Origin of the sequence: Paenibacillus sp. IITD108, from assembly GCF_036541265.1 — a bacterium.
In the GTDB taxonomy this organism is placed as follows: Bacteria; Bacillota; Bacilli; order Paenibacillales; family Paenibacillaceae; genus Pristimantibacillus.
This window is the reverse complement of the sequence record NZ_JAZHCT010000012.1, coordinates 53,282-69,930: the sequence shown is the minus strand read 5'-3', so window position 1 is coordinate 69,930 and position 16,649 is coordinate 53,282. Positions and strand designations below refer to the sequence as shown.

Annotated in this window: 15 protein-coding genes; 13 read left to right on the top strand and 2 right to left on the bottom strand. The window is 43.7% G+C overall.

Annotated elements, in window-relative coordinates; translation table 11 throughout:
- Positions 1-7: 7 nt before the first annotated feature.
- From V1L65_RS12770 to V1L65_RS12760, 3 genes are read left to right on the top strand one after another with little or no spacing between them, the layout of a single operon-like run.
- Positions 8-967 carry an AAA family ATPase gene (locus V1L65_RS12770; protein WP_331699631.1) on the top strand — a complete coding sequence of 320 codons (960 nt, stop codon included), beginning with the start codon at positions 8-10 and terminating at the stop codon, positions 965-967.
- Between the two features lie 13 nt (positions 968-980).
- On the top strand, positions 981-2,066 hold the full coding sequence (locus tag V1L65_RS12765) for a DUF58 domain-containing protein (RefSeq protein ID WP_331699540.1): 1,086 nt from the start codon (positions 981-983) through the stop codon (positions 2,064-2,066).
- Positions 2,063-3,409 carry a DUF4129 domain-containing protein gene (locus V1L65_RS12760; protein WP_331699539.1) on the top strand — a complete coding sequence of 449 codons (1,347 nt, stop codon included), beginning with the start codon at positions 2,063-2,065 and terminating at the stop codon, positions 3,407-3,409. The genes V1L65_RS12765 and V1L65_RS12760 overlap by 4 nt, the downstream gene beginning before the upstream one ends.
- Positions 3,410-3,537: 128 nt before the next feature.
- Here the strand turns inward: V1L65_RS12760 and V1L65_RS12755 are convergent, their stop codons facing one another.
- Positions 3,538-4,515, bottom strand: a complete 978-nt coding sequence (locus V1L65_RS12755; RefSeq protein WP_331699538.1) for a YpdA family putative bacillithiol disulfide reductase — start codon at positions 4,513-4,515, stop codon at positions 3,538-3,540.
- 132 nt (positions 4,516-4,647) lie between these two features.
- Between V1L65_RS12755 and V1L65_RS12750 the strand changes: the two genes are divergently transcribed.
- Positions 4,648-5,181 (top strand): ADP-heptose synthase, encoded by a 534-nt coding sequence (locus V1L65_RS12750; RefSeq protein ID WP_331699537.1) that lies wholly within the window; start codon positions 4,648-4,650, stop codon positions 5,179-5,181.
- Between the two features lie 5 nt (positions 5,182-5,186).
- Here the strand turns inward: V1L65_RS12750 and xerS are convergent, their stop codons facing one another.
- Positions 5,187-6,269 (bottom strand): tyrosine recombinase XerS, encoded by a 1,083-nt coding sequence (xerS, locus tag V1L65_RS12745; RefSeq protein ID WP_331699536.1) that lies wholly within the window; start codon positions 6,267-6,269, stop codon positions 5,187-5,189.
- Positions 6,270-6,397: 128 nt separating this feature from the next.
- Here xerS and V1L65_RS12740 point away from each other — a divergent pair, with 128 nt between their 5' ends.
- From V1L65_RS12740 to V1L65_RS12700, 9 genes are all read left to right on the top strand, one after another.
- Complete coding sequence (locus V1L65_RS12740) at positions 6,398-7,042, top strand: DsbA family oxidoreductase (RefSeq protein WP_331699535.1); 645 nt, start codon at positions 6,398-6,400, stop codon at positions 7,040-7,042.
- 51 nt (positions 7,043-7,093) lie between these two features.
- Positions 7,094-8,176 (top strand): lactonase family protein, encoded by a 1,083-nt coding sequence (locus V1L65_RS12735; protein ID WP_331699534.1) that lies wholly within the window; start codon positions 7,094-7,096, stop codon positions 8,174-8,176.
- Positions 8,177-8,347: 171 nt separating this feature from the next.
- A complete protein-coding gene (locus V1L65_RS12730; protein ID WP_331699630.1) occupies positions 8,348-9,133 on the top strand; it encodes an NUDIX domain-containing protein in 786 nt (261 codons plus the stop codon).
- 72 nt (positions 9,134-9,205) lie between these two features.
- Positions 9,206-9,877 carry a nicotinamide riboside transporter PnuC gene (pnuC, locus tag V1L65_RS12725; protein WP_331699533.1) on the top strand — a complete coding sequence of 224 codons (672 nt, stop codon included), beginning with the start codon at positions 9,206-9,208 and terminating at the stop codon, positions 9,875-9,877.
- Positions 9,878-9,888: 11 nt separating this feature from the next.
- A complete protein-coding gene (locus V1L65_RS12720; RefSeq protein ID WP_331699532.1) occupies positions 9,889-10,902 on the top strand; it encodes an AAA family ATPase in 1,014 nt (337 codons plus the stop codon).
- Positions 10,899-11,771 (top strand): ADP-ribosylglycohydrolase family protein, encoded by an 873-nt coding sequence (locus tag V1L65_RS12715; RefSeq protein WP_331699531.1) that lies wholly within the window; start codon positions 10,899-10,901, stop codon positions 11,769-11,771. Before V1L65_RS12720 ends, V1L65_RS12715 begins: the two co-directional genes overlap by 4 nt.
- Positions 11,772-11,847: 76 nt before the next feature.
- Positions 11,848-13,635: a sensor histidine kinase gene (locus tag V1L65_RS12710; RefSeq protein ID WP_331699530.1), complete on the top strand. Its 1,788-nt coding sequence runs from the start codon at positions 11,848-11,850 to the stop codon at positions 13,633-13,635.
- Positions 13,616-15,169 carry a helix-turn-helix domain-containing protein gene (locus tag V1L65_RS12705; RefSeq protein ID WP_331699529.1) on the top strand — a complete coding sequence of 518 codons (1,554 nt, stop codon included), beginning with the start codon at positions 13,616-13,618 and terminating at the stop codon, positions 15,167-15,169. Before V1L65_RS12710 ends, V1L65_RS12705 begins: the two co-directional genes overlap by 20 nt.
- A 189-nt stretch (positions 15,170-15,358) precedes the next feature.
- Positions 15,359-16,615, top strand: coding sequence for a sugar ABC transporter substrate-binding protein (locus V1L65_RS12700; RefSeq protein ID WP_331699528.1), 1,257 nt, complete (start codon positions 15,359-15,361; stop codon positions 16,613-16,615).
- Positions 16,616-16,649 lie beyond the last annotated feature (34 nt).

The following is a 16,649-nucleotide window of genomic DNA, read 5'->3' as shown; positions in this document are numbered from 1 at the left end:
AAAGCATATGCCCTTTACTTCTATCAAGCAGTTGACGGAGCAGGTGAAGCATAATGTTGCTCAGGTTATTGTAGGCAAGGAAGAGGTTGTAGAATTACTTATTATTGCGCTCATTACCTCCGGCCATGTTCTTCTGGAGGATGTGCCCGGCACCGGCAAAACGATGCTGGCCAAGTCGCTCGCCCGATCGCTGCAGCTTGATTTTAAACGCATTCAATTTACACCCGACTTGCTGCCTTCTGATTTGAGCGGTATTCACTATTATAATCAGAAGTCTGGTGAATTTGAGTTTCGCGCGGGGCCGCTGTTTACGAATCTGCTGCTGGCAGATGAAATAAATCGCGCAACGCCGCGTACGCAATCCAGCCTGCTTGAATGCATGGAAGAAAGACAGATCAGCATCGATGGCGAAACGAAGCAGCTGGAGCAGCCTTTTATGGTTATTGCTACGCAAAATCCTATCGAGCATCAGGGGACGTTTGCATTGCCGGAGGCCCAGCTTGACCGTTTTCTTTTTAAAATAAAAATGGGCTATCCGACCTCTGACGAGAGCGTGGAGCTGTTAAAGCGCTTTATGAGCAAGCAGCCGTTGGAAACGCTGCAGGCAGTTGCGGATAGAGAACTGATTATCGCTGCACAGAAAGCTTATCCGCAGGTTCAGGTATCAGAAGAGCTGCTGCGTTATATCGTCAGTATTATTGAAGCGACGAGACAACGGGAGGAGGTTGCGACTGGCGTTAGTCCCCGCGGCTCGCAAGCGCTGCTGCGCGCAGTGCAGGTACGAGCTATACTGAGGGGGCGCCACTTTGCAACTCCCGATGATGTGAAAGCGCTGGCAAAGCCTGTTCTGAGCCATCGTTTAGCGCTAAGAGGAATGCAAAGAATGCAAGCGGATGCGCATAAAATATTGGATGATATATTGAATCAAATTCCTGTCCCTACGGAAGCAGAAGCTACGATAACATAGCCGGGAGTATGCCATGCTACTAGTTGGATTTATTTTGTTGGCCGTCGCATTGTTTTATTTACAAGGCCTAGTGTTTTATCGATTAGCGTTAAAGGATATTCAATATGACCGCAACTTTAAGGTTGCAGCTTGCTATGCGGGTGATCAAGTAGAGCTGGTTGAGCGAATTGCCAATCGCAAATGGTTCCCCGTACCATGGCTTAGAGTGGAGTCGCAGCTCTCCACGCATTTGCATTTCGGCAAGCTGGACAATTTTTCTGTCAGTAAAGGTCAAGTGTATCAAAACCATAAAAGTTTATTTTCGCTGAAGCCCTACGTTCAAATTACAAGAAGGCACTGCCTTGTAGCCGCACGAAGAGGCGTTTACAGGCTGCAGACGGTCACGATGACCAGCGGCGATTTGCTGGGTGTTCATATTCGGCATAAGCAAATTCCCTTGACGGGAGAATTGCTTGTGTATCCTAAGCCGGCAGAGGTGGCGCTCGATCAGCTTCCTTTTCATAGCTTGCAGGGGGAGCATGTTGTTAAGCGGTGGATTATCCATGACCCATTTCTGACAGCGGGAGTGCGGAAATACGAAGCGGGCGATACACTTCGCTCTATTAATTGGAAGGCAACTGCGAGAACCGGTCAGCTGCAAGTACATAAACATGATTACACAGCGAATCGGCAGTTGATGATTTATTTGAATATTGATGATGAGGAAGGCATGTGGCGCTCAGTCAATAATGTAGATTTGATTGAGCAGGGCATTTCGTGGGCGGCAGGCGCTGCCGCAGCATCAATTGAACAAGGAATGGAAGCTGGCTTCAGCTCCAATATGCAGCTTAATAATCAATATTCTTCTACAAAAATTGAACCTGGATCAGGTTATGAGCACTTATTGTTTATTTTTGAAGCGATGGCTAGATTAAGCTTGGAGAAAACGGAGCCGTTTTCCTACTTATTGCAAGCTGCTGCAGAAGACGGGTATGAAGGGCGAGATGTGCTTATCATATCGACCTTCTGGAATGATGAGCTAGAGGAGCAGGCAGCACGAATTCGCTCGAACGGTAATTCCGTTACAGTTTGGGAGCTAGCGGAGGATAAAAGCGAATGAAGAATTGGCTGAAAACAAACGGCGTCATACTTGCCAAAGGAGCGGCAGAGCTTCTTTTTTATCTTCCGGTTTTTTTGACAGCAGCTATTTACTTGCTGCCTCATGCTTCCATTGCTTTATGGCTTATTATGCTTCCTCTTGTTTATTGGAGCGGAGCGGCATTGAAGGGAAAATGGAAAAGCAGCAGATTCATTATGGAGCTGTTGGCATCATGCGCAATAGGGTATATTTATTGCTTCCTGTTTTCACTCATCTTTATGCCTGGCATACGGCAGGAGATGCTCGCAGCGTTAGTGCTTCTTAGTGCCTTGTTATGCTGGAAAGGGATTGTGCTTACGCGCAAAGGATGGAAGGATTCGTTTGACAGCAGGTACATGATCGCTGGAATTGTGACCTATGTGGCAGCTCAGCCATTGAAAGTATGGCTGCTTGTCCGGCTGATTGAGGTAGAGACACAGCTATTTGTATGCGGCGCTGTTGTATTAATAATGTCATTTTACATATTTAACGGGCGATTTATAAAAAATGAAACGGTTGATGTGGGCCAATCGCCAGCTGCAATTGCAGCTGCCAAGCACAATAGAATGTTAATGTCATTAATTACATGCATTTTGCTGGCAGCGTCATTCCTATTATTTTATAAAGATGCTGTAATGGCTGGATTTAAAAAGGTAATGGCTTGGATTTTAAGCTGGCTCTCCAGAGAGCCCAAAGAGCCTGTTGTGGAACAGCAGCCTGAGCCGACGGCGCCATCGCAATTCCCTGAGGTCGAACCTTCAGAGCCTGCCAAATGGATGCTCATTCTGGAGCAAATAATAAAAATTATTGTCATTGCAGCTGTTGCTGCAGCATTACTGCTGCTTTTATATGCGGTGTCAAAGAAATTGCTGAAGCTGGCTTATCGCTTATGGCTGAAATTTATGAAGCGAAGCGGCCCAATGGAAGGCCAGTATGGCTACTATGTTGATGAAGAAGAACAATTAACGTCAATAATTAAAAAACGCAGGAAACGGCGTTCTCACCGGGGCGGTCATGCAAAAGGCAGAAAAAGCTTTGAAACAAAATGGAGCCGTACTACTGATAATAGAGAGAAAATAAGGCTTTTGTATGCCCGATGGCTTGGTGAGCTGGCTAGAGTATACCGCTATCGTGCGAAAAGCGAACGGACGGCTCAGGAGACAGGCGCCGATCTGCAAAGGCAATATGAAAAAGAACAGGCCAAGCTGCAAGCGAGCCGCTTTATAGATGTTTATGATGCTGTGCGATATGGCGATCATGTACCAAGCTATGAGGAAACGGAGCAGCTTAAGAAAAAAATACTTGGAGATTTAGATCGGAAATAACCAGGCAGCCGCTTCATTGTTACAACAGCCTGAAAATCCTGCATCCGGATTGTAATCTTCATATAATACGAAAAGGCATCCTCAGCAAATGATTGAAGGATGCCTTTTGGCAAGTAAATTAATTCAAGTTAATTTTCGTTAGTTTTCATATGTGCCGCAATTTTTCGGCCGTGAAATCTACCCGACTCAATAAAGATTTCATTAGCTTCATGACGAGAGGCGACGACACCCGCCAAATAAATGCCGGGAATATTCGTTTCCATCGTCTCCTCATTAAAGGTCGGATAGCCTTCAGGCTCAATCGTTACGCCTGCTTGCTGCAGAAAGCTGCGGTCTGGGTGGAAGCCGGTCAGTACAAGCACGAAATCGTTAGCAATCGTTTTCATGCTGCCAGTGGTTTCAATGCTCACACAATCGTCCTCAATTGCGATTACCCTAGATTCAAACAGCATGCGTATCGTTCCTTTGGCCACCTTGCTTTCAAAGGTCGGCTTTACCCAGGGCTTAATGCTCTTGGAATAATCCGAGCCCCGGTAAATAACCGTTACTTTGGCGCCAACCCGCTCAAGCTCCAATGCAGCGTCTATGGCGGAGTTGCTGCCTCCAATTATCGCTACCTCCATGCCCACATAAGGATGCGATTCCCGGAAAAAGTGAGTCACCTTGTCTTTGTCCTCGCCAGGTATGCCCAGCATGTTCGGATTATCGAAGTAGCCAGTGGCAATAATGACATGATGACTGGAATAGCTTAATGGCTTGCCGAAACGGTCCTCGCCAGTAAGATAGAAAATGCCATCCTCATGAGCTATGCTCGTAATGGTTTGAAAAGGGTGAACCCGCACTTCATGCCGCTGTGCTGCTGTACGGTAATAATTCAGCGCCTCCAGACGGGATGGCTTATCATTAGCTGTCGTAAATGGAATATCGCCAATTTCCAGCATCTCAGGCGAGCTGAAAAAATGCATATAGGTTGGATATTGCGAAATGGAATGAACTATGTTGCGCTTTTCAATAATAAGCGGCTTAATCCCGCTTTTGCCCAGCTCGATGGCTGCAGCAAGACCACAAGGTCCAGCTCCGATTATAATAGTATGTTCGATAGACATTTTTTCCTCCTAAAATAAAGGCGAATTTTCGTCATTTTGAGTAAAGGATCCGTACGTACGCCTCTGTTGATCTAGTAATTGGATAAGGTATAATTAAGCTTGAACATATTATGATAATAAGGAGGGAGAGAGATGGTTCAACAGTTTGTTATGGAAGCGATACTAGCTGCTACCTATGGTCATTTGCTCGTCCCTGCAAAACCGATTCATTACATTGTTCCGTATTCTACGATTAGCGAATTATATGAAATACGGGAAGGGGACGAACCTGTTATGGTCGACCCCGACGATGATCAATTGGTGAAATCACACATTCAAACCCTTATTCAATTTTTTGAAGAGCCTCTTAATCGTAAAAAAATTGACCGGGCTTTGCAAGCCCCTTGGCGTGAAAGCGCCCCATTGCTATTGAACGAAAATGTTCAGTTTACAATCATTAATGCCGTAGACAATGCGCACTACGGAGATTTGTTAGATCCGATTGAAACAGAGCTTGTGCTGGTATGCATGCGCAAGCAAATGCCATTGTTAACTGATCAATATGAATTGCAGGAAAAGCTGATTGAAGCTGAGGTTCCTATTCAGCTCTATGATATTGATGATTTTGAATTTGCGATTGAAGAAGGCTTGTCGGCAGCCGATATCGAGAAGCTATACAAGCCATAAATTTTTTATTGCTCCAAACGGCGATCAATAGCTTCAGCCATTGTTTTATCGGTCAGATGCGCATAAATTTGTGTCGTTTCGGGAGAGGCGTGACCAAGCTGCTCCTGTGTTTTATAAATATCGTTTTGTAAATAATAATCGGTAGCAAATGAGTGACGAAGCTTATGAACGGACAAGAAGGGCTTGCCAAAGCGTTTAGCGTACTTGAGTACCATCGCTTGAATAGCTCTTTTTGTCATGCGTGAGCCTTCCTTATTGCCGTTAGCAATTGCAAGGAACAGTGCTTTTTCTTTGCGTGGCGCTTTGTAGCGTGTTTCACGAAGCGCTAAATACTGATTAAGATCCACGATTGCATCTTGCCGGAAGTATACGGGCGTTTTGAAAGTATCGTCATTTTTACCTTTACGGAATACATAGCATAGCTTTTTCTTTACATCAATATCATCCAAATTCAAATTGACAAGCTCGGAAACACGCAAGCCTGAATGCAAAATAAAGCTGATAATACAGGTGTCTCTTACTTTATTAAGTTCATAGGAGTATGTAGCCTGCTTGTTCTTCACTATTTCCTGCCCATAATCATGCCTAATATAAGTTAAAAATTGTGAGATTTCTTCTTCCTGCAGCAGTTTCCCTTCAAGCCGGGCTGCCGTGTCTTTTGGCTTATGAGTCCGTTTAATGGAAACCTTGGCCATGACGTTTCTTTTCAGCAAGGGGTAGAACTGCTCATCCTCCGCAATCTGGCTCAAATAGTGAAATAACGACCGAAGTGATGAAAGCTTTCGTGAAATCGTTGTGCGATTATTGCGTTCCTCCTTGTACGTAGAAAGAAACATGCGAAAAGAATCTATACTTTCCATACGCAGTCGCTCCAGCTCCAGCAAGGTAACTTCTTTAATAGACGCAGCCTCGCTTAGCCCTTCTGCCATTAGCCAATTCAGGAAAGCTTCATAATCTCTCATATATTCAACTAACGAGGCTGGAGACAAATCTGGCAGCTTGTAATTAATAAATTGTTCAATATACCAAGGCATAGAAGGCAAGCGCGCATCCAGCTCTTCGCGTGATTTTTGTTTAAGAATATTCACCGCAATCCCTCCTTTACACATCTATATTGTAGAATAAGGTGCTTAGCAGATCAAGGCAGGGAAGAAGATTGTCAACTGATTTCATGCTATAATAATAAAGGATGGATACATAAGGGAGGTGTCAGTAAATGAAAATAGAAATCTGGTCGGACTATGTTTGTCCGTTTTGCTATATCGGCAAGAAAAGATTAGATGCGGCACTAGAGAAGTTTGAGCACAGGGCTGAGGTGGAGCTGGAGCTCCGCAGCTTTGAACTGGATCCCCAGGCAGATTCCAGCTTGAAGCAGAGCACGCATTCGATGCTGGCGGAAAAATACGGTATGACGGTTGAAAAAGCTCGTGAGATGAGCACTGGCATTAAGCAGCAGGCAGCTGCAGTCGGATTGGAGTTCAATTTTGACAACATGCTTGTCATTAACACTTTTGATGCTCACAGATTAGCTCAGTTTGCCGAAGAAAGGGGCAAAGGTGTAGAAGTAGGAGAAATGCTGCTGAACGCTTATTTCACTCATAATGCTGACCTTGCAAGCTATGACGTTCTCGCTGATATAGCGGAGCGTGCAGGCTTGTCCAGAACTGAAGCGCTTGCCGTACTGGAAGGCCATCAGTATGCGGATCGTGTACAGGCTCGGGAGCAGGAGGGCAGCCAGCTTGGCATCAGAGGCGTGCCATTCTTTGTTTTTAACCGCAAATACGCTGTATCTGGCGCACAGCCGACTGAAGTATTTTTAGATACTTTAAATAAAGTGTGGCAAGAGTCTCAAGCAAACTAATGCAACAACAGTCGACACTCTTTATAGAATGGATACAAGGGGGAGCTATTCGTGACAACATCTAATCAGCGCTTGCTTGTATATATTGGTTCTTACGCAGAAACGGACGGACCTGGCATATATGTAAGCGAATTTGACCCAGCCACAGGCAAGCTTCATATTATTCAAAGCTTGGACGGATATCGCAATCCAACATTTCTAAATGTGGATATGGCTAAGCATAGAGCGTACAGTATTGGAGAAATGGCAGATGCTAATGGGAGCAAAGCAGGAGAAGCTTCTTCATTTTCAATCGATCCAGCCACAGGCAAGCTGACGGTAATAAATCGCAAAAAAACAGTAAACTCAACTACGTGCCATATTCAGCGAGACGAGTTAAGTACAAGAATAACGGTCACCAGCTACCATGGGGGGATGGTAGGCACGCTTGAACTTTCAGCAGATGGCTCAATAGGCGAGCTGCTTGACGTCCAGCAGCATGCCGGGAAGGGTAAAGACCCAGAACGCCAGGACAAGCCGCATCCGCATTCCAGCTTCTATAGTGCAGATGGCAGCTATTTGTTCGTTCAGGATTTAGGACTGGATCAAATTATTACTTATAAGGTGGACAAGCAGAAGCATAAGCTTGAACCTCACCAGGTTACCCAGCTGCATGGCGGAGCAGGTCCGCGTCATCTTGTATTCCACCCGAATGAAAGCTTTGCTTACGTTATTAATGAGCTCGATTCTACTATTACGGTATTACGCTATGACAAGCATGCAGGCTTGCTTGCGATAGAGGAAACAGTCAGTACGCTGCCTGAAGGCTTTAAAGGCGAGAATGGCTGCGCAGAGATTACAATTTCTGCTGACGGTGCATACTTATATGGCTCTAACCGCGGTCATGACAGCATTGCTGTGTATGCTGTCGATGCTGCTTCCGGCAAATTGACCAGCAAACAATTCGTATCGGTCGAGGGCGGTCATCCGCGTCATTTTGCTTTGACGCCAGACGGCAAATTTGCATTAGTAGCTAATCGTGATACAAACAATATCGTTATGTTCTCCATCAACGAGGACGGGACACTGCAATATACAGGCGAACAGCTTGAAGTTTCCAAGCCGGTATGTGTAATTCCAGTATACTTGGATTAGAAATTTCTACCTGTTAAACAATTTTATTCCCGAAAGGCATGAATAGGCTTTTCGGGATTTTTTGTGTAAAAAGTACAGACATCAGCCTAAATTAAGACATTTATTAAATTTGCTGCTTGACATATGATTTAAATATGTCATAATGACAATATCAAATAGAAAGGCGGCAGTATTGATTTGAACAAGAACAAACCAGCCGATGAAGAAATCAATTATTCACCCGGCAACTATAGAACGCCCGATGGAGCGCCAGCAGATGTTGTTATTTTCACCATTACCTCCACCCCAAAAGGGACTCGAAAAAAATCATTGCCTGACCGCCGTCTTGAAGTGCTGCTTATTCAGAGGAAGGGCTGGCCGTTTGCCGGCAGCTGGGCGCTGCCAGGAGGATTTTCCAAAGATACAGAGTCCTTGCTCGACAGCGCTAAGCGCGAACTGGAGGAAGAGACAGGTGTGAAGGATGTTCATATTGAATATTTTAACGCTTATAGCACTCCAGGACGCGATCCGCGAGGCTGGATTATATCGCATGCTTTTTTTGCATTAGTGCATGAACAGTACTTGGCTGCCCGGCGGGCTGATGATGATGCTATGGATGTCAGACTGTTTCCGATTAACGAGGCGCTTGCCATGAATCTTGCCTTTGACCATCGCAGCATTTTAGTTGATGCGCTGCAGCAAATTCAGCATAAAATGCTCACTACAACAATTGCAAGGGAGTTTCTTCCAGAGCGGTTTACGATCGGAGAGCTATATCAGGTTATTCAAACGGTTGTACCTGAGTTTGAGGAAAAAAACTTTATCCGAAAAATTACTTCTACTCAAAGTCGTAAAGGAATTATCGAGGAAGCGCGCGGCCGCGGGGGTGAACCGCTCATGTCGAATCGCTACTCACAGCGTGCTGCACAGCTGTACCGTTTTACGGACTATGTGCCTCAGCTGTCAATATACAGCTAGGCACTTTTTTACAAGTTTTGATATTGTCATTTCGACATTATTGAAGAAAAGAAGGATAGGGAGTGGCTTGAGATGAATAAAACAGGAATGATGCTGGTTTTGGTCGTTATGATGCTGGGGGTCGCTTATGCAACATCATCTACAGCATTAGAAATTGTGGCTACACTTACGGGATTGCTCAGCGTTTGGCTGACAGCTCGCGAGCATATATGGGCTTGGCCGATCGGACTTGTTAATGTTGCCTGCTTCTTTTATATGTTTTGGGAAGTTAAACTGTATGCGGATATGACGCTTCAAGTATTCTTTTTCATATTAAGTATTTACGGCTGGATTATTTGGCTGACAAAACGCGGTAGTGATAAGGTGAGGCCGACTAGAAGAATACAGCTGGCAATGGCTGTCATATTGCTAATAAGCCTGGTCGGAGTCTCGGCCGGATGGGGCTACTGGCTTGATCATTATACAGATGCTTCAATTCCTTATGTCGATGCTTTTATTGCAACGCTTAGTTTAATAGCGCAATATTTGCTGTCCAACAAAGTACTGGAGAATTGGTATTGCTGGCTATTGGTCGATGTGCTGTCCATTGGCATGTATGCGTATAAAGGGCTTTATGCGGTCGCTTTTCTTTACGTCATCTTTTTAGCCATAGCAGCAATGGGATTGTATTCTTGGAGAAAGCAGTGGTCTGCACGAGAGATGGCTGATTTGGCTTCGGCTAAAGCTGATTACTCTATTAAATAGGGGATGAAAATATGAACAGTCGCAAAATAGGTCTTACGCTGGGGAAGTACGCGCCTTTACATCGCGGTCATCAGCATGTTATTGAAACAGCAATGGCAGAAATGGATGAAGTTATTGTAATTATATATGATTGTCCCGAAACGACAGATATTCCGCTGCCGGTTCGTGCGAGCTGGATTCGCAAGCTGTACCCTGCTGTACGAGTCATAGAAGCATGGGATGGCCCAAGCGAGGTTGGCGATACGCCTGAGATTAAAAGCATGCAGGAGCAATATGTGCTTCGTATACTGAATGGCTGTCTGATTACACATTTTTATTGCAGTGAATTTTACGGGGAGCATATGAGCGAGGCGCTTGGTGCGGTGAATCGGCTTGTTGATCCAGACAGAGTGCAGTTCCCTGTATCTGGCACTAAGGTGCGTAAGGCTCCTTATCAGAGCAGAACGTTTTTGCATCCCGTCGTCTATCGTGATTTGGCGGCAAATATAGTATTTCTCGGAGCGCCGTCGACAGGAAAAACAACACTGGCAGCGCATATGGCTGATTTGCATCAAACCGTGTGGATGCCTGAGTATGGCAGGGAATACTGGGAGCAGCATCATGTGGAGCGCAGATTATCGCAGGCTCAGCTCGTTGAGCTTGCCGAGATTCATTTGGCGCGGGAAGAAGGACTGCTGCACAAAGCGAATCATTATTTATTCGTAGATACGAATGCTATTACAACCTATATGTTTTCGAAATCCTATCATGGCGAAGCGCTGCCCCGTCTATCTCAATTAGCTGACGACGCGTCAAAACGCTACGATCTCGTATTTGTTTGCGGTGATGATATTCCTTACGAGGATACTTGGGACCGTTCCGGCGCTGTAGAAAGACAAATTTTTCAAAAACAGATTATAGCTGACTTGAAATGCCGGAAGATCCCTTATTTCTATTTGTCGGGAAACTTGGAGGAGCGTGCGGGCAGAGTAAACGAGATCCTTCGTAAATTCAAGAAATACAGAAGTCTGGAGGAATGGCTATGAATATATATAACCGAATTAAAGGCGGGCTATATGGTGTTGCTGTCGGTGATGCGCTAGGTGGAACGACTGAGTTTATGACTCGGCGGGAAATCGCTGACCAATACGGATATTTGACTGATATGATCGGCGGCGGGGTATGGCATTTGGAGCCTGGCGAGGTGACGGATGATACGATGATGACCTTATGTGTGGCAGAGGGAATACTGGAAAACCCGTCAGAGCCTTTAACTGCAATTGGTAAAAGATTTTTAGAATGGTATTACAGTAATCCAAAAGATATTGGCAATATTATTCGGTTTGCCTTGCGCCAGTATAACGGAAATTGGTTCGATTCAGCTATTGAGGCCCATACGACTCTAGGGCAAAGTGCAGGAAACGGCTCATTAATGCGCTGTCTTCCTGCTGCCTTATGCTATACCAAACTGGAGGATGTAACAAGAATTGCTCGCTTGCAATCGAAAATGACTCATTACGATGATCGATGCAATGAAGCATGTGAAATATACTGCCGCATCGTGTATCGAATTATAAACGAAGGGGTTAATATACATAAAGCGGTACAGCAGGAAATCAAGCACACAAAATACAGTCTTATGCTTGATGAGGAACTAGATTGTGAGCCAGACGGGTTTGTAGAGCACACCTTCAAATGGGTCATTCACATTTTATTAACTTCGCATTCTTTTTCAGAAGTCGTCCAAAAGGCGGCTAATGCAGGCGGAGACTCTGATACAATTGCTGCTATAGCGGGAGGAGTTGCAGGCGTACATTATGGTTATGAGGATATTCCAGAGTCATATTCCAGCAAAATATTAATTGCGGACAGGCTGGAACAAGTATGTGATCGAATAATGACACTGCGAAAGTAAGCTTCAAACATTTGTAAGGCTGCTTAGGCTTATGCTACAATGAACAATTAATGTGAGGGATAAGGCGGGAATATTGATGAAATTTATTAAGGGCAGCATCATCTCAAAAATTATAATCAGCTTGATTATAGCGACGACTATCCCTTTTATCATTTCAAACTATTTGTCTTATCAAATTACGGGAAAAGCGATTAAATCGCAGCTTGTCGAGCTGAACCAAAATTCCATGTCCATTACCATGTCAACGCTGCATGCTTATTTTCATGAATTATCACTCCTAGGCCTGTCTTATTTTAGTGACCCGGCGCTTGTGCGTCTGCTTTCATCTTCCGAGCCGCAGACGCCTGCGGAAAGTGTATATATTGCCCAGCGCTTGGAACAGATTTATGGAAATTACAGTGAAATAGGTTCAGTATCCTATAAAAGCGCACTTACGAATAAGCAATTCAGTATTAGACATAATTACAATACTAGAGTTACGATTCCTGATTTCATTGATGGAGAGCTGTCTTCTGCCCATAACGAGCTTCAGCAGCCTTATCAAGTAACATTTTTTAATAAAGAGCGGCGGCTTAGAATCAATAAGCCTTTTATTGACATATCAACTCGCGAAGTCATCGGCTTGACGACCTTCGATGTGAAGCCGGCTCATATCCGATCTGTCGTTCATTCATTATCAACAAGCGAGCTGGGACCTATCTATGTTTTTTTAGGTGATGACTTGGAGCTGCTTTATACAACAGATAGAAATAGCGAGCAAGCCTTGCCTTGGCAGCCTGAGCTAAATCGCAAGCTGGTTCATGCTTCGGCAATAGAAAAAGGCGAGCTGCAAGCATCTGAAGGAAGCTATGTATACTACCGCGACTCACATAATGGAATAGCGTTAACGATAGTAAAGCTAATTCCGCAGTCTTTAATTAATGAAGCCAGGACTAATGCCTTGAGCAAAACTTTAGCGATTCAAATTGGTTCGATTGCTTTTGTATCTATACTAGCCGCTTTCGTCGCTTATTATATGCTGCGAAGAATTAAACTTATTTTACAGCATATTAAAAAGCTGCAGATGGGAAATTTTCAGTTGAAGCGCAAGCCTGTGCCCGCTACCCCGGATGAGCTTGATTTACTTGAAATAAGATTTCAAGAAATGGCAAGTGAATTGGATGAGCTATGGAACAAGCAGTACAGGCATCAGCTGGAGCTGTCGCAGGCTCAGCTGAAAATGCTGCAGGCACAAATTAATCCGCACTTTTTTTATAACACCTTGCAATCTATAGGTACGCTTGCGATTAAATCAAACGCGCGTGAAGTAAGTGATCGTTTGGCTGAATTTGGCGCTTTGTTCCGTTATTCTATGGATATTGAAAGCGAAAATGTATATTTATATCAAGAAATTGAGCATCTGGAGCACTATGCCATTTTGCAAAAGGGACGCTATAAGCAAAAGCTGGAGTATGAGCTTGACTGTCCTGAAGAAGCAGCCAAAATTCGTGTTCCCAAAATGATCCTTCAGCCTCTAGTTGAAAATAGTATTATTCACGGTTTAGAGCGTGGAAAGGGGCAGATTAAAATTTCAGTTCACATTTCTGTTTTGCCTGACACGATATTAATCCAGGTCATGGATAACGGCAAAGGCTTTACGGATGAGCAAATTGAAAACATCAAAAGCTCTTACTTGGAGCATCAGATTGTTGCCGCAGAGAGGCAGGGCATTGGCTTATCTAATGTATTGAAACGATTGCGGTTATATTTCGGGCCGCAATTCCATTGGTCGATTACAAGCAGATCTTACGAAAGCACAGTAGTAGCCTTGTATTTGCCATTTGAAACAACAGGGGGGAACGAGCATGAAGCTTCTGATCGTTGATGATGAAGAGCATGTAAGAGAAGGGATCGAGCTTTCGATCGATTGGGAAAGTCATCATATTGATCAAATCTATATGGCGGAAAATGGTCTGGAGGCACTTGAATTAGTTAGAGCGCATCAGCCTGAAATTATTATTTGCGACATGAGCATGCATATTATGGATGGCCCGCAATTTTTAGAAAAGCTGCGAGAGGAAGGCTGGACTTCAAAGGTTATCGTGCTTAGCGGATACCAGCAATTCGATTATGCACGGGCCACGCTTCTTGCAAGCGGTGTTGATTATTTGCTAAAACCGTTTAAAATTCATGATCTTGATCAAGCGATACGAAAAGCATGCTCACAGGTGAACGAAGAGAGGCAGAAGCAATTAAATGAGCTGAGTACAAATTTTCGTATTAATGAGGCGAATCATTTAGCCAAGGAGCAGCGTTTTTCAAGCTTATTTGAAAAGGAGGACCTTGAAAAAGAGGAAATCTCAGCTTTTCTTAACTCGCTGGGCATAGCTGCAAACAACTTTTATGTCGTTACTTTTCTGCCCAGAAACAAGGACGAGCTTGTTAGACAATATTATGCCGGAGATGAGCGGCTGTTCAATTTTGCTTTAAAAAATATTACAAAGGAATTTTTTGATTCTGTTGGAGAATGGTACTTTATACAGCATGAATCGTTTATTGTGATCTTGATCAGCTCGAATCGAGCGCCGTATATTGTGCCAAGTAAAATAAACCAGCTGCAAGAGGCTTGGAATCGAACCCTTCGATTAACGACTTTCGTGGGCTTTCATAACGAGCAGATTTCTTATGAGCTGCTGCAGCCGACATTGTTAGAAGAAAAGTCATTGATACTAAGCAGCAATATTATTAACAATGGCAAGCAAGGTGATCATCCTGCTTTCTTTTACTCTTTTATGGATAAGGAAATTGTCATTCTGGAAGCGGTCCGTACGAAAAACATACAGCATATCAAAGAAATGATCGCCAGCTTTTTAGATGAGCTAACTGCCAAGCAAGTTGTTACTTTGCGGGAATTGCAGCATTATACCGTTGAAATCAACTTATTGCTTATGCGTATTTATTCTCAGTTTAAGGATGATCGCTTGCATGAAACGATGCCGTTATGGATCAGCCGTTTAGATGAGTGGGCAGTTCGGCTGGAGCAAATTTTTAGCGATATGATGGAATTGATTGATTATAGCAAGTTGGAATTAAACCATACTCAGCATATCCTTGCTATACGCAACTATATTAACGACCATATTAAGGACGATATTACACTCGCCAGCTTGGCAGAGCGTTTTCATTTTTCAGCACAATACTTGGCAAAGCGATTTAAAGAGGAATATAATACGACAATTATCCATTACTTAACACATTTGCGTATGGAGAAGGCAAGTTCATTATTAATTCATACTGACTTATCTATTCAGGATGTCGCTATAGAAAGCGGTTTTGAAGAACTAAATTATTTTGGAAAAGTATTCCGAAAGCACTTTAATCTTTCTCCGACGAGCTATAGAAAAAAATTCAAGCAATAAATGACTAGGCGCATGACACAGAACGAGTCCTTTTAAGAAAGAAATGTTCTGTTTCATGTGCTTTTTTTATGTTTAATTATAAGCAGATTCAAAATTTACTCATTTAGGCGAATATATCACCTGTAGGCTGTAAACCATAGAACTTATAATGAGGGTATACAAATCGACAATCGATTAGGGGGTATCATCATGAAGAAAAGAAGTTTTATTTTCTTACTGCTTGCGATTATGCTGACATTATCGGCATGCGGCGGCAAGAGCTCAAACGGCAACAAAGACAATGGCGCTGGCAATGAAGGCAATCAATCAACGGCTCAAGCCAAAATTACATTGTTCCAGAGTAAGGTAGAAATTGCTGAATCTCTGGAAAACCTTGTTGAAAAGTACAAGAAGGAAACAGGCAATGAAGTAGAGGTTTGGGGCTCTGCCGGAGACTCTTACATTACACAGCTGCAAACAAAGCTTGCAGCAAATGAAGGTCCAACGATCTTCTCCGTTCAACCAGGTGCAGAGGCTGAAAAATTCGCTTCTTACTACTACGACATGAGCAATGAAAAATATGCATCTTATATTTCACCAAATATGGCGCTAGAAATTGATGGTAAAATCGTTGGTGTGCCAACTGGGGTTGAAGGCTTTGGCTTGGTATACAACAAAAAATTGTATGATCCATCAGCAGCTACCGATACAAGCTCCTTTATCAAGGCGCTAGAGAAGCTTAAAGCAGACGGCGTAAATGGATTAAGCTTGTCTCAAGAAGCATACTTCTTAATCGGTCACATTATTAATACACCGTTTGCACTTCAAGAAGATCCGATTGCATTTATTGAGAAAATGAACAAAGGCGAAGTTAAACTTAATGAAGTGCCGGCATTCCAAGAGTTTGCACAAGTGATGGAAGCGATTCGCGCCAACTCCACGAACCCTATGGAAGTCACATATGATACACAAATGGGTGATCTTGCAACAGGCAAAACGGCTATCGTTCACCAAGGCAACTGGAGCTACGGCATGTTAGCTGATTATGACAAAATGGAAATCGGCATGGCTCCACTTCCAATTACGGGAAATAACAAGCTTGCAGTTGATATCCCGGCAGGCTGGGTAATTAACAATAAAGCATCCAAAGAGCAAATTGCTGCGGCAAATGCATTCATTGACTGGCTATACACTAGCGAAACAGGTAAAAACACAATCGTGAATGACTTTGGCTTTATTCCTGCGGTAACCACAATTGAGGCAACTGGACTTGATCCGCTATCTCAAGAAGTATTCGAGGCAACGAAAGCAGGAAATACGATTCCTTGGGCTCTTAATTACTTCCCTCAAGGTATTATTATAAACGATCTTGCACCGCTAACTTCTGAGTTCTTCCTTAACGCTTCTATGACTCCACAGCAATTTTTGGAGAAAATCGAAGAGGTATGGGTAAAAGCTGCTAAATAATACTCAGACATTCAATATCGAAAGCCTAACTCTT

Excerpts from the sequence above, each read along its gene's own strand:
- V1L65_RS12770 (WP_331699631.1), top strand. The coding sequence starts at position 8 with ATGCCCTTTACTTCTATCAAGCAGTTGACGGAGCAGGTGAAGCATAAT.
- V1L65_RS12765 (WP_331699540.1), top strand. The coding sequence starts at position 981 with ATGCTACTAGTTGGATTTATTTTGTTGGCCGTCGCATTGTTTTATTTA.
- V1L65_RS12760 (WP_331699539.1), top strand. The coding sequence starts at position 2,063 with ATGAAGAATTGGCTGAAAACAAACGGCGTCATACTTGCCAAAGGAGCG.
- V1L65_RS12755 (WP_331699538.1), bottom strand. The coding sequence starts at position 4,515 with ATGTCTATCGAACATACTATTATAATCGGAGCTGGACCTTGTGGTCTT.
- V1L65_RS12750 (WP_331699537.1), top strand. The coding sequence starts at position 4,648 with ATGGTTCAACAGTTTGTTATGGAAGCGATACTAGCTGCTACCTATGGT.
- V1L65_RS12740 (WP_331699535.1), top strand. The coding sequence starts at position 6,398 with ATGAAAATAGAAATCTGGTCGGACTATGTTTGTCCGTTTTGCTATATC.
- pnuC (WP_331699533.1), top strand. The coding sequence starts at position 9,206 with ATGAATAAAACAGGAATGATGCTGGTTTTGGTCGTTATGATGCTGGGG.
- V1L65_RS12720 (WP_331699532.1), top strand. The coding sequence starts at position 9,889 with ATGAACAGTCGCAAAATAGGTCTTACGCTGGGGAAGTACGCGCCTTTA.
- V1L65_RS12715 (WP_331699531.1), top strand. The coding sequence starts at position 10,899 with ATGAATATATATAACCGAATTAAAGGCGGGCTATATGGTGTTGCTGTC.
- V1L65_RS12710 (WP_331699530.1), top strand. The coding sequence starts at position 11,848 with ATGAAATTTATTAAGGGCAGCATCATCTCAAAAATTATAATCAGCTTG.
- V1L65_RS12705 (WP_331699529.1), top strand. The coding sequence starts at position 13,616 with ATGAAGCTTCTGATCGTTGATGATGAAGAGCATGTAAGAGAAGGGATC.
- V1L65_RS12700 (WP_331699528.1), top strand. The coding sequence starts at position 15,359 with ATGAAGAAAAGAAGTTTTATTTTCTTACTGCTTGCGATTATGCTGACA.